The organism is Veillonella sp. 20925_1_51 (assembly GCF_041431445.1).
Taxonomy (GTDB): domain Bacteria; phylum Bacillota; class Negativicutes; order Veillonellales; family Veillonellaceae; genus Veillonella; species Veillonella nakazawae.
The window spans coordinates 218,512-230,611 of record NZ_JAPVXT010000003.1; the positions used below are offsets into that span (position 1 = coordinate 218,512).

General features: G+C 38.5%; 12 protein-coding genes. 8 read left to right on the plus strand and 4 right to left on the minus strand.

Features of this window, described 5'->3' with window-relative positions; translation table 11 throughout:
• Positions 1-11: 11 nt before the first annotated feature.
• Together O3607_RS05030 and O3607_RS05035 are read left to right on the plus strand one after the other, a co-directional pair.
• A complete protein-coding gene (locus O3607_RS05030) occupies positions 12-1,136 on the plus strand; it encodes a cation diffusion facilitator family transporter (protein WP_129823380.1) in 1,125 nt (374 codons plus the stop codon).
• Positions 1,137-1,391: 255 nt separating this feature from the next.
• The gene (locus tag O3607_RS05035; protein WP_316109733.1) at positions 1,392-1,964 is read left to right on the plus strand and encodes an immunity protein YezG family protein; all 573 of its coding nucleotides are present in this window, start codon (positions 1,392-1,394) and stop codon (positions 1,962-1,964) included.
• Between the two features lie 34 nt (positions 1,965-1,998).
• Here the strand turns inward: O3607_RS05035 and O3607_RS05040 are convergent, their stop codons facing one another.
• A complete protein-coding gene (locus tag O3607_RS05040) occupies positions 1,999-3,441 on the minus strand; it encodes an amino acid permease (protein ID WP_060924449.1) in 1,443 nt (480 codons plus the stop codon).
• A 283-nt stretch (positions 3,442-3,724) separates the two neighbouring features.
• Here O3607_RS05040 and O3607_RS05045 point away from each other — a divergent pair, with 283 nt between their 5' ends.
• From O3607_RS05045 to O3607_RS05055, 3 genes are all read left to right on the plus strand, one after another.
• Complete coding sequence (locus O3607_RS05045) at positions 3,725-4,237, plus strand: pyridoxamine 5'-phosphate oxidase family protein (protein ID WP_371443470.1); 513 nt, start codon at positions 3,725-3,727, stop codon at positions 4,235-4,237.
• A 235-nt stretch (positions 4,238-4,472) separates the two neighbouring features.
• Complete coding sequence (locus O3607_RS05050; protein ID WP_371443471.1) at positions 4,473-5,138, plus strand: hypothetical protein; 666 nt, start codon at positions 4,473-4,475, stop codon at positions 5,136-5,138.
• 66 nt (positions 5,139-5,204) lie between these two features.
• Positions 5,205-6,524 carry a hypothetical protein gene (locus O3607_RS05055; protein ID WP_371443472.1) on the plus strand — a complete coding sequence of 440 codons (1,320 nt, stop codon included), beginning with the start codon at positions 5,205-5,207 and terminating at the stop codon, positions 6,522-6,524.
• A 231-nt stretch (positions 6,525-6,755) separates the two neighbouring features.
• On the opposite strand, the gene O3607_RS05060 is transcribed toward O3607_RS05055, so the two are convergent.
• Positions 6,756-8,123, minus strand: coding sequence for an NCS2 family permease (locus tag O3607_RS05060; RefSeq protein WP_371443473.1), 1,368 nt, complete (start codon positions 8,121-8,123; stop codon positions 6,756-6,758).
• Between the two features lie 145 nt (positions 8,124-8,268).
• Here O3607_RS05060 and O3607_RS05065 point away from each other — a divergent pair, with 145 nt between their 5' ends.
• The 3 genes from O3607_RS05065 to aroD all read left to right on the plus strand — a co-directional run bounded on the left by O3607_RS05065 (position 8,269) and on the right by aroD (position 11,107).
• The gene (locus O3607_RS05065; protein WP_024066769.1) at positions 8,269-8,688 is read left to right on the plus strand and encodes an Rrf2 family transcriptional regulator; all 420 of its coding nucleotides are present in this window, start codon (positions 8,269-8,271) and stop codon (positions 8,686-8,688) included.
• A gap of 90 nt (positions 8,689-8,778) precedes the next feature.
• Positions 8,779-10,011: an MFS transporter gene (locus tag O3607_RS05070; protein WP_119208936.1), complete on the plus strand. Its 1,233-nt coding sequence runs from the start codon at positions 8,779-8,781 to the stop codon at positions 10,009-10,011.
• Between the two features lie 301 nt (positions 10,012-10,312).
• Positions 10,313-11,107, plus strand: a complete 795-nt coding sequence (aroD, locus tag O3607_RS05075; RefSeq protein ID WP_287514165.1) for a type I 3-dehydroquinate dehydratase — start codon at positions 10,313-10,315, stop codon at positions 11,105-11,107.
• Between the two features lie 25 nt (positions 11,108-11,132).
• Here the strand turns inward: aroD and O3607_RS05080 are convergent, their stop codons facing one another.
• Complete coding sequence (locus O3607_RS05080; protein ID WP_298696547.1) at positions 11,133-11,435, minus strand: type II toxin-antitoxin system RelE/ParE family toxin; 303 nt, start codon at positions 11,433-11,435, stop codon at positions 11,133-11,135.
• A gap of 14 nt (positions 11,436-11,449) precedes the next feature.
• Positions 11,450-12,058, minus strand: coding sequence for a type II toxin-antitoxin system RelB/DinJ family antitoxin (locus O3607_RS05085; protein WP_371443474.1), 609 nt, complete (start codon positions 12,056-12,058; stop codon positions 11,450-11,452).
• Between the last annotated feature and the right edge of the window lie 42 nt (positions 12,059-12,100).

Consider the following 12,100-nt stretch of genomic DNA (forward strand, 5'->3'; position numbering starts at 1 on the left):
TGTAGTTTAATATGATTTTGCAAGATAATAGTGCAGCACGTAATCGGGGGATTACGCTTGCTAGTATAAAAGGTATTATAGGTAACGTCGTTCTCGTTATTTTTAAAATGATTGTAGGCCTTGCATCTAACTCTATCGCCATCATCCTTGATGCGGTAAACAATTTAACAGACGTTTTGTCCTCTGTATTGACCATCGTTGGTACAAAATTAGCAGCTAAGGGGGCCGATAAGGAGCATCCATTTGGTCATGGTCGTATCGAATATATGACTACCATGGCCATTGCTTTCATCATCCTTGGTGCAGGCATTGGATCCCTCAAGGAATCTATTGAAAAAATTCTTCACCCTGAGGTATCTACCTTTGATGTTCCAAGCTTGGCTATTATCGCCGTTGCTATTGTGGTGAAAGTTGTAATGGGCCGTTATATCAAGGCTCAAGGTGAAAAGTATAAATCCGATGCCCTTGTAGCATCTGGTATCGATGCCCTCTTTGATGCGGTGATTACCTTTGCTACATTAGTATCTGCAGCTTTAGTATTCTTCTTTGACTTTGATATTCAAGGTTATGTAGGTGCCGCTATCTCTGTTTTAATTTTGAAAGCTGCTTATGACATTTTAAAAGAAATGTATAATCACTTGCTTGGTGTTCGTGCAGATGATAACTTAATTCGTGATATTAAAGAAACTATCGCTCAACATCCAAATGTAGGTGGTGTGTATGATTTAGTTTTGAATAGCTACGGTCCTGGTGAAACAATTGGCTCCGTACATATTACAGTGCCAGATACGATGACTATGGCTGATATTCATCCTTTGACAAAAGGTATCGCCGTTCATCTTTATAAAAAATTTGGTATTGCTATGACTGTTGGTGTATATGCTGAAAACCAACCAAGTGTGGAAGTACTTGAAATTAGACAAGCTCTTGATCAAGTTGTAAGTTTATATACTCATGTAGTACAAGTACATGCCTTTTACGTACACGAAGAAAAGAAAGTTATCTACTACGATATTATCTTTGACTTTGACGAAGAAGATCCGCATGGTACATTAGAAAAAATTAAAGCAGAAATGCAAAAACGCTGCCCTGAATATACACAATTTGCTATTGTGGATACTGACTTTAGTAACTAATAGAATAAAAAGGCTTCAACCAATAATCGACGAAAATGTTTTGACGAGAAGTGGTTGAAGCCTTTTCTTTTATTAGGTTAGAGATTTAGTTATACTATAGCTAAGAGCGAGGTGGTACTACGTTGCGATGGAATCAAATAATTAAGAATAATGGTCCTGAAAAATAAGATAGGCTTGATAATAAATAGCCTAATGCGTATAATGTATTGTATAAAATATAATTTGTTTAAGGAATCCTATCTGAGGAGAGATATAATGAAGAAATTTGCTCTTACAACGTTAGCTGTAATGGCGGCCGTTGGTGTGTTGGCGGTTCAGTCTGCAGATGCGAAAAAGGTACAACAAGATCCTAGTATGGCAATTATTGATATGCCTATGAATGATGAAATTCAGCAAGTCAATGGTGTATCTAAATCTGCAAATAAAGAAACACAACATTTATCTAATAAGTTAGCAGATGCTACAAGAGTGATGGTTAAGAAAAATTGGAAAACCATCTATATTAAAGCTGTACCTACAGGAGATAAATCAGCTGTACGATTCTATTACACAGATAAAAATGGTCAAGTATATAATGGCCAAGTCATTAGAAATACAGGCCTATCCAAAGGTAAATATATGACTGGTTCGTTGCGACAAGTTGAAGCTCTACAAGAATTAGTAAATCATTTACAACAAAATGGTCAAGAGGTACCATCCTCCATTGATCTTATCATTACCCAAGGTGGATATCGTACTAAGACGATCTTTAATTATGGCGAAGATACAAGTGATTTACCTGCTTATCAACAACAGTATGAACAACAAAACTTCCCTACTATGAAGTAAGAGAAAGGCCCGTGCATAGCACGGGCTTTTTGTGTTAGATTATGTAATCGTCAGAATCTTCTTTTTTAGGTTTTTTGTAAATTTCTTTTACACCAGCCATCTCGATAAGTTCCTCACTGAGAGCATCTTCATCATCTGTATTAAGCATGGAGTAGAAGGCCCAGAGAATAACGAACCAAATTGGTGTAAACAAGAGGGCAATTCGAGTGTCTTCGTTTAAGGCGAGAATACCTAGAATGAAAACAAAGAATGCAAGGATGATGTAATTCATCACTGGGAATAGAGGCATTTTGAATTTAGATTGTGCCGCTAATTCTGGATTTTTCTTGCGATATTTAAGGTGACAAATAACCATCATGGCCCAAATAAAGATGAAGCAGAATGTAGAGATAGATGTAATCATAACAAATACTGCTTCTGGCATTACATAGTTGAGTACAACTGTAATTAATAGTACTGCAGCAGAGAAAATGGTTGCTTGGTATGGTACACTGCTGTGTGTTAAGCGGCGCATAGAGCTTGGCGCATGACCGCGTTTAGCAAGGGCGTAAATCATACGGCCTGTACTAAAGATACCAGAGTTTGTTGCAGATGCAGCAGATGTAAGAACTACAAAGTTTACGATGCCTGCAGCGGCTGCAATACCAACTGCTGTAAATACGGCCACAAATGGGCTAGCAGATGGGTTGACGGCTGTCCAAGGATAAATGCTCATGATGATAGCCAAAGAGCCCACATAGAACAAAATAATGCGTAATGGAATGTTGTTAATCGCCATAGGGATAACCTTTTCAGGATCCTCTGTTTCACCAGCTGTTAAACCTACGAGCTCGATACCTGTGAAAGCGAAAACAACCATTTGGAATGATAAAATAAAGCCCATCGTTCCGTTCGGGAACCAGCCCCCATAATTCCACATATTACTAAAGGCGGCAACGCCTGCATCTGTAGTAAAACCTGTGACAATCATGATGATACCGATGATGATGAGGGAGATAATGGCAATTACCTTAATCAAGGCAAACCAGAACTCCATTTCACCGAAGTATTTTACGGCTGTTAAGTTCATTAATAGCAATGCCACTAAGACGACAAGGGCGGGTATCCATTGAGGTAGCCACGGTATCCAAAACTGCATATAGAGGCCTACGGCTGTTAAATCGGCCATGGCTAGTGAAAGCCAACAGAACCAGTATGTCCACCCTGTAATAAATGCTGCTCGATCACCTAAATAATCCTCGACGAAATCGATAAAGGAGTGGTGATTCAAGTTGGATAATAACAATTCGCCTAATGCTCTCATGATGAAGAAGCAGATAATACCTGTAATAAGGTAGGCGAAAATAATGGATGGACCTGCCAAGTGAATGGCACGACCGGAGCCTAAGAACAAGCCTGTACCGATGGCACCGCCGATGGCGAGCAACTGTACGTGCCGATTCTTAAGGCCCCGTTTTAACTGATGCGTATCAGACATAGTAAAGACCTCTTTTCTACAAACTATCTACAAATATAAAAAGCCATGGATGACCATAGCTCTTATAATCTATAGAATCAATAAAACTATTTTCTTATAATACAGTATCTATTACAAAAAGTCAAATGTATTTATACAGTGGACACATAGAAGAAATAGTATTATTAATATACGAATAAAAGAGAAATTATTCATTTTAAGAGAATACTTAGCCTTAAAAGATTTCTAAAATTTGCTATAATGATACATAGATTATTTTTTACGTAAAACTGTGGAGACTATTATGAGACGACAAGATCGCAAGGTTACAGATATAGATGAAATTAAGGGCATTTTAAATAGTACTCGTATCATTCACCTAGGCATGATGGATGGTGATTACCCTTACGTGGTGCCCTTACATTTTGGATATGAATTTATAGATGAGGTACTTTATATCTATGTACATGGCCATTATGAGGGGAAAAAGTTTAGTTTGATTCAAGCGAATCCACATGTATTTATTGAAATTGATGGTAGTGATGAAGCCCTCGTTTCAGGTGGAGATATACCATGTAAATATAGCTCGGTTTACTCTAGTGTGATGGGTCGTGGAGAGGCTACCTATTTAGAGGCTATTGATGAAAAGTCTCATGGCTTACAAGTATTGATGAAACATCAGACAGGTCGTGAGTTTACTTTTACGGAAGCCATGGTAAACTCTGTGGGCGTAGTTCAAATTAAAATTGTCGACTATACGGCCAAAAGACGAAGACAACTTGAACAAGATATTATTATGCCGCCATTAATTAAATAATGATACAACAATCCTATTGAACGCTATAAAGATATAGCGTTCAGTAGGATTTTTTTATATCGAATCTAAGTATTAGATACATTCGTTGATGATGCCTATGCTTTCATAAAAGGAAAGATAAAAGTTTTATGAAGTAGCTGGAGCTACAGAATAGGTTTCTTGATTCTGATATAAATAAGAAAATATATCATTATATGTGTGAAGTATATTATAAAATTTTATAAGCGGAGAGAATATGAGAAAATTAATATGTAACTCCATTTTGGCTGCTATAGCTGCTGGGTTATTATCTGTAGGAATGGCCACAGCAGAAACGGTAGATACTCCTGATGCTACAGATCAGGCTGGATCCACTAAAACACTTAAGCTCGGACATAACTTTAAAAATGTTGAGCCTAGAATGGATACCCTACAATGGCACTTTCATGATTGGCCTATAGAGAATACAAAAAAGGCGCATACTTTTAACGGAAAGCTATTAGAGGCAGCAAAGAAGCTTCCATATGAGGCTGAGGCACCTAGTTATATCCCTTATGGTTATGAAATTTATATAGTGCGGCAAGACAAAAATGATGTATTAGAGGTTGTATATTTTATAAGAAATTCCCAAACATATCGAGTTGGGAAGAGAAACTCTGGTAGTATTTTCGTTTATAGAATGGGCTATTCAGTGGAAGATGTAAAAGATGTACCGTATGTTCCTGCTGAGTATAAGGACTTTGAATGGTCTGAACAAGGTGAATCTGGCGAAGTCTTTTACACCGGGGATCCAGCAGCACAACTAATTCGCAGCATTACGTGGACAAAAGACGGTATGGCATATTCCTTATTGTTCTTAGAATCTGTGAAATCAGTTGATGCTGAATTCTATAAGGATCATGTGGGGCCTGTAAAAAAATAGATAGTTCACGTAGCAATTTATTTGGAATAAAGCGAAATGTGTGTAACCGCTCGAAGAGGAGAGAATATGAAGAAAATAATAACATCTGCTGTTTTATGTGCCGCGATGGCTACGGCAGTAAGTACCTTTGGGGTGCAGCCAGTTAGTGCTACATACCCGTTAATAGATAAAAATGGCAATACCGTTCCTGTTGAACGAGATGTAGATATAGATAATAAAAAGCTCATCGATGATAATAAAAAACTCTCTGATCGTTATCGTTGGTATGATCAAGTTGATGATTATGATTTAGTTAAAACTAATATTGAGAGTACCGCGCAGGAATTTGGCTATCCTATACAAGTTCCGTCTTATATGCCTAAAGATTATGCAGTACGTGATGTAAAGGCCAAGGACCATGACGTATTAGAAATCGTTTATACAGAAACGGGCCGTGATGGAGAATTTGGTCCGAAGCTAACCTTCTCTAATACAGATATTGTATATCGTATGGGTTGGGCTATCGATACAGTGGTAACGCCTATATTAGAAAAGACAAATTACAACGCTAAGGATGCAGTTAGCTTTACTACCCCTAATGGAATCGCTGTACATACGTTAGGTTATAGTAAAGACGCTATTCAAATTGCTTATTGGAAAAAAGATAATAAAGTTTTTATGCTCTACTTTGCTTCTTCAAGGAACCAAAGCTTTGTAAGCAAAATTGTAGACTCTGTAGGTCCTGTGAGTAACGTAGCCGTTGATGATACTCGACTACGTGGTGACCGCAATGATGAGCAACATATTGAAGAACCTGTTAAACAAAAGGTTGAAATAGATTGGCCTCCTTATGAAACGATTGGGTTGCCATTGCGTACACATACGAATTCTGTGTGGCCTATACTTACCAGCAAAACCATCGGTCTACCTAGCGGTGTAATCAATGCATCTCATAAGGTGTCCTATGACGTATCTGTACCAAGTTATTTACCGCTTGGCTATACATACTATGCTACACATTTTTATGACAATGATGTATTAGAAACTGTATATTGGAAGCAAGGTGAAGAGTATCAAGAGCGCAGCGGTCGTTGGGTAACTCATACGATGGTCTTCCGCATGAGCTACTCTATGGATACTGTATGGCCTGAAGAATATATCCCATGGGAGTACCATGACGTACAGTGGAGCGACTCCACTCCAATAGGGGAGGTTCAATATACAGGGGATGTAGATAAGGGCTTAGTACGCAGTGTTACGTGGTACAAGGATAATATGGCGTATTTCTTGTTCTTCCAAGTGCCTGTGAAAGCATCTGAAGCAGACTTTTATAGAAATCATGTAGTGCCATTAAAAGATATCGATCCAAGTCGTACAGACTTAATTGGTGTAAAAACAATTCGTTAATACTAAATAGCAATAAGAATGTATAGTACAATTTTTGATATCATAGAGCATTAGCATTTACCGAAAATAGTACATAATAAAAAGAACCTATCTCCTAGATATTTTACTAATATCTGTGGAGATAGGTTCTTTTAGTATTTGTAATTTACATACAATTAGTTCTCAGCGTATTAGTGATTATAGCAATCAAATGTTACTTTCATTAATAGCTTGATTATAAGCATACGGTAATTAGAAGAATACGTAGCGGATGATGACGAGTATCGCCAATACGTACATAATCCAGTTAACCTCTTTTGCACGACCTGCAATAATTTTGAGTAGAGGGTATGCAATAAGACCTGCAGAGATACCGTTAGCGATGCTATATGTGAACGGCATCAAAACGATAACGAGGAATGCAGGGAAGCCTTCTGTCCAATCATCGAAGTCGATATTGCGAATAGCACCTAACATGAGGGCACCGACAATGATAAGAACAGGAGATGTGGCTGCATTTGGTACCAAGGATACGATTGGAGCCAAGAACAAGCAGATTAAGAATAATATGCCTGTTGTGACAGCCGTTAAGCCTGTACGGCCACCAGCACCTACACCTGCCGCACTTTCAACAAAGGCAGTAATCGTAGAAGTACCGAGCAACGCACCAGCACTAACGCCGATAGCATCGACAGTCATAGCTTTACCAAGACCTGGGAATTTACCAGATTTAGGATCTGCAATTTTCGCCTCTGTAGCCGTACCGATCAATGTACCCATGGAGTCGAATAATTCTACAAAGGTGAAGGAGAAGATAATCGTGATTAAACCCATGTGGAGCGCACCAGGAATATCTAGTTGAAGGAATGCTGCTTTAGAGAAATCTGGTACTGCTAATACAGTAAAGTTCTCAGGCATTGTGGAAAGGCCAGTAGCGTAGGAAAGAATTGTTGTTACTGCCACACCAATCAAGAGAGAACCTTGAATTTTACGAGCCATCAATAAAGCTGTAAAGATGAGGGAGAATAGAGCTAACAATGTTTCGCCACTGTGCAAATTACCAAGCGTTAAGAGCGCTTCGGACGCAGGGGGTACTAAGTTGCCGTGTGTTTGCACAACTTGACCTAAGGAGTTTGGAGACAAACTAATGGAGATAGCCATCAAGCCGGATAATTTCAAACCGATGATAGCGATGAAGAGACCGATACCAACGGTAATGGCAACCTTCATAGAGGCTGGGATGCCTTCAACGATCATTTGGCGTATCGACGTAAGTGTTAATACGAGGAATACGAGACCTGAAATGAACACCGCACCTAATGCTGTTTGCCAGGATACGCCCATGCCGAGAACTACGGTAAAGGAGTAAAAGGCTAAGAGGCCAACCCCTGGAGCGAGGGCAATCGGATAGTTTACGAATAAACCCATAGCAATCGTTACAAGGCCACCACCTAAGGCAGTAGCGATGAGGACTGCATCTTTATCCATCCCTCCGAGACTAAGAATGTTAGGCGCCAAGAATAGGATGTACGCCATCGTGATAAACGTAGTAATACCAGCTAAAATTTCGGTTTTAACAGTTGTACCGCGTTCACTGAGTTGAAATAGTTTATCTAACATTAGATAACATCCTCCTATATGAAATTAAAAAAATATCCAAATAAAATATTTTGATATATGTATAGTGTATCATATTTCCCACCATTTTTTGTATGAATTTGTGATATACTATAAATATATTATGAAATGACTTAGAGGTTAACTTATGAAAATATCTACAAAAGGGCGTTATGCCTTACGGATATTGGCGGATATTGCAGAGCACGGGGTAGAAAAAAATGTACCAATTCGTGAGATTGCAGAACGCCAAGGATTTTCCGATAAATACTTAGAGGGGATTGTATCTCGCTTGTCCTCCGCTGGCCTCGTTAAAAGTGGACGTGGTAAATACGGTGGATATCGTTTGGTGAAATTACCTGCTGAATACAATGTATATGAAATTTTATATGCTGCAGAGGACTCCATTGCTCTCGTATCTTGCTTAGAAGACGATGTAGAGCCATGTCCGATGTTTAACGATTGCTTGACTGCTCCATTGTGGCAGTACTTGCAAGATGAATTCCGTCATGTTATGGAACGCGTATCCTTACAGGATGTAATGGATCACAAGTTTCCAACGGAATAAATGAGAGAGTCGCGTATCATATGCGACTCTTATTTATATAGAATATAAAAGTACTTTCTATATACTTTTATATATGAAAGGAGGCAACGAATGAGTACCACTACATATGACGCTCGCGGTGGCATGCGCAATGTATGGATTATTACGGCGGCCATGACAGTGCTAGCCATATGTTACACTATGATCATTCCGTTTTTGCCTATCTATCTTTTAGAATTAGGCGTTCCAAAGGCTGACGTAGCTCTTTGGTCGGGTCTCGTTTTTGGTATTACCTTTCTCATTGCAGGCATTATGGCTCCTATATGGGGCAAGATTGCCGATAATAAAGGGAAAAAACGGATGGCCTTGCGTGCTGGCTTTGCCATCGCTATCTGTTATGTATTAATTGGCTTAGTTACAGACCAATATCAATTACTCATGGGGCGTGCCCTCGTTGGTTTTGCTAATGGATTCTATCCAGCGGCAATGACTATGGTGTCCCTTAGTGTTGATGAAAAACAGGTTGGTAGAGCATTAGGTATATTTCAAACCGGTCTTATCTTAGGCAATGTCATTGGCCCGTTTTTAGGTGGCGCCGTTGAGAGTGTTGTAGGGATGCGACCTGTGTTTTATGTATCTGGTATTGCTGTATTTATTGCGACTTTGGCCGTATTATTTTTTGTGAAAGAACCCAAATTACATGCTGTGGATGCTGATGGAAAAGAACAAGCTGCTCACCATACCAAATCTACATCCTTGCGTGAGGACTTTAAAGCGGTTCAACAACAGCCTGTATTAGTACGATTACTTTGGATATTCTTCTTCATGCAATGCGCTATTATGATGTTGCAACCTATTTTGGCTCTCTATGTAGGAGATATGCAAGGCACTATGGAAGGGGCGGCTATGATCTCTGGCACCATCCTTAGTATCGGCGGCTTAGCAGGATCCTTAACGACGAACCTATGGGTCCGCCTTGGTGAACGCCGTGGTTATTTTAAGACTATCTCCTATTGTATGATGGGAAGTGGTATTGTCCTCTTACTCCAAAGCTTACCTGTAGGTATTTGGTGGTTTGGTGTGTTACAAGTCTTAATTGGTTCTTGTATTGTAGGCATTAACCCATCCTTAAGTGCAGCGGTAACCCTCAATACAGACCCAAGTTTTAGAGGCCGCATGTTTGGTATGACTACGACGGCTCAACAATTTGGGTCTATGGTTGGCCCTGTGTTTGCAAGTATTGTATCTACTTATGTTGGCATATCCTATGTATTTAGTATTACAGGCTTGTTATTGCTATATATGGCATTCCAATCTAGAAAACTATCTGCCAAGCACGAATAATACCATAAATGATTACTCCACACGATTATGTGTGGAGTTTTTATTTATAGAGATTAGATATACTCATCGGGATTGAATAATCTGACTAATTTTAATAAAGCTGAGAAAATGAGATATAACAAAAAATTATGTTAATCGTTAATCTAAGAATACATTTTTAGTGCATAATAACGGGCTTTCATACGTTTTTTGTGAATAGCAATCCAATATGGGTAGATTGATTGCTTTTACCAAAATATTGGTATATAGTTAGTTTAAGGTAAGTCATTTGTCTCACCCTGTGGGACGGAAAGGAGTTATTATGGTCCGTATCGGTCATGCTGTACTCGGCGAAAAGGGTACAAAGATATGTGTGCCTATCGTAGGCACAACAATGAAAGAAATTTTAGATGCTACTGCGGTTGCATGTAATACACCGTGTCATGTAGTGGAGCTACGCATTGACTATTACGAGCGGGCCCACTCCATTGACGCTATTATTGAATTGTTAATGCTCATCAAGCCTCAATTAAAAGGTCGTGCCTTATTATTTACATGGCGTACGAAAGGTGAAGGTGGGGAGAAATCCATTTCTTCACAAGACTACTTCACTATGTTAGAGCGTATTATTCCTACTGGATTGGTAGATGCTATCGATATTGAACTCTTCTTTGATCAAGATAGAATGCTCAAGACCATTGAATTTGCCAAGGTACATGGCATTACAATTGTCATGAGTAATCATGATTTTAATGGAACACCAAGTCATGAAGTTATTGTAAATCGTCTTCTTCAAATGAAAGAATTCTTAGCCGACGTGCCAAAGATGGCTGTTATGCCTAATACAACAGGGGATGTATTAACCCTCCTTGAAGCAACGGCTGAAGTTAAAGCCTTGTATCCATCTGACCCAATCATTACGATGGCTATGGGCCCACTCGGTGCTGTTACACGTACTGCAGGCGCTCTATTTGGTAATGCTATGACATTTGCCTCCGCTGGCAAAGCATCAGCACCAGGTCAAATTGATGTGCATGAATTAAAACGTATCCTCGATACCATCGACGTAGATGGCGTCTTCGATGAACAACAACATAAACGGGTAAAAGTGCATTAAAAAAGTCGGCGAAAGCCGACTTTTTTTATATGTTTTGTATTTCCTGTAATGTATTCATTTTTGAAGGTCGAATATAGAACACATATATATAATTATTTATAACCTTATATAGGATGAGATATTTTCTATGTGATAATTTTCTGAATTTTGTCTTACTGTTTACAATGGGATATCGTTCAGGAAATACAGTTAATGAAGATATTTTCTCATAGATTAACTCTAATTCTTTTCTGATAACAGCTTGATCTATAAGTTGTTGAACTAATGAAATTTTAAGACTTACTATGTCAGATTTAGCTGTAGGGGTCAAAATTATTGTATATCTCATTTTAACCTCCACACTTATAAATCTTTAAGGAGTTCATTAAAGACTTTTTCTGCAGATTCACCTATTCCATTTTCAGCCTGATTAAGACCTATTTCTATTCTTTTGTTGAATTCTTCTTTTGTCCATAAATCATCATTTATAGCATCAATCCATTCAGGGCGATGAATAGTCGGAGGAATATCTTTAGCAAATTGTATTTGTTTAGAAACTAGTGTAACAGTTTGTGATATAGTTAATCCCATTTCTTTCAAGATAGCTGTTGTTAGTGTCTTAACTTTAGGGTTTATACGGATATTGAGTATGCCTGTTTTATCAATTTTATCAAAGAATATTTCAACCTCATTTGTAGTTCTTGTTCCGTATAATCTAGTAGTATCTGATACCTTTAATGTTGTTTGTGGTTGCTCGTAGGTGCCGTCATTCTTGAGTGTACTTGGAGTTGGTGTTTTTTCGGTAGGAGTTGTTGGTAAAGCAATGTCAAATGGGATACGACGTTCTTTTATAATTTGACGAAATAGTGCGTCTAGCATAGAGGTGTAGGATAGGCCCTGTGCCTTTAATATGCTAGATACTTCCTGTTTTAGATCTTCGTTGATGCGGACTTGTAGGTTTACTGTTTTCATAGTATCTCTCCTAGTATTCTTTTGGCTTGTGACTGTAATTCG